The organism is Sphingomonas endophytica (assembly GCF_001476895.1).
Taxonomy (GTDB): Bacteria; Pseudomonadota; Alphaproteobacteria; order Sphingomonadales; family Sphingomonadaceae; genus Sphingomonas; species Sphingomonas endophytica_A.
The window spans coordinates 1-1,125 of record NZ_LDTB01000083.1 but is presented as its reverse complement, the minus strand read 5'-3'; the positions used below and the strand labels follow the sequence as shown (position 1 = coordinate 1,125).

Below are 1,125 nucleotides of genomic sequence, written 5' to 3'. Positions count from 1 at the left end.
AGCTACGTGGTTGTTACGGTGCAAAGCCCCTGTTTGCTTCCTCCTTGGTGTCGCTGTAGATTCGAGCCATGGCGGCATAATGTTCATCCGCCCGTCCGCACACGAAATTCCTGACAGTCCCTAGCCGTTCTGCATGGGGCGGCCCGGCGCGATGTAGTGCCACTCCACCTTTGCCTCGCCCGACCAGACCAGCACCGCGTTCGAGGTCAGCTCGGTGCCGTTATCGCTGACGATCATGCCAGGCCGGCCGCGCTCGGCAACCAGGTCGACCAGCTCGCGCACGACCCGCTTGCCCGAGATCGAGGTGTCCACCACCGCCCGCAGGCATTCGCGCGTGACGTCGTCGACGATGTTGAGCACGCGGAACCGCCGGCCGGTGGCAAGCTGGTCATGCACGAAGTCCAGACTCCAGCGCTGGTTGGGGAGCGCCAGCACCGGCCCAGGCGCCCGCGCGCCAACAGCGCGCCTCCGTCCCTTCCTGCGCCTGACCGTCAGGCCCTCCTCCCGGTAGAGGCGCTGCGTCTTCTTGCGGTTGATCGTGACGCCGTCCCGCCGCAGCAGGATGTGCAGTCGGCGGTAGCCGAAACGGCGCCGCTGGCCGGCCAACTCGCGCAGCCGTGCCCGCAGATCCTCATCGCCATCCCGGCACGAGCGGTAGCGCATGCTCGTCCGGTCGGCCCCGATCACGGCGCAGGCGCGCCGCTCGCTCATTCCGAACTCAGTCTGCAACCGCGCGACCGCCTCCCGCCTGGCGGCCACGCTCACCACTTTTTTGCCAGCAGGTCTTTCAACCCCGCATTGTCCAGCATGGCGTCGGCCAGCAGCCGCTTGAGCCTGCCGTTCTCGTCTTCCAGTGCCCGCAGTCGCTTCGCCTCGGACACCTCCAGGCCGCCATACTTGGCCTTCCAGGCGTAGTAGGTCGCACTCGACATGCCGTGCTTGCGGCACAGCTCCGTCACCACCGCGCCCGCCTCGGCCTCCTTCAGAATGCCGATGATCTGCTCTTCCGAAAACTGCTTCCGCTTCATTCCGTCCGTCCCTTCGATGGGCCGGTCTCTAGCTCCAAGTGGATGAAGAAACGGGGGTCACGTCAAGGTCTTTTGCGAGCGCGCCATGCGATTAGGT

At 66.0% G+C, this 1,125-nt stretch carries 1 pseudogene; it reads right to left on the bottom strand.

What is annotated here, in order from left to right:
* Nucleotides 1-123: 123 nt before the first annotated feature.
* Nucleotides 124-1,028: pseudogene (locus NS334_RS17865) on the bottom strand (IS3 family transposase); the annotation flags it as partial.
* Nucleotides 1,029-1,125: the final 97 nt, after the last annotated feature.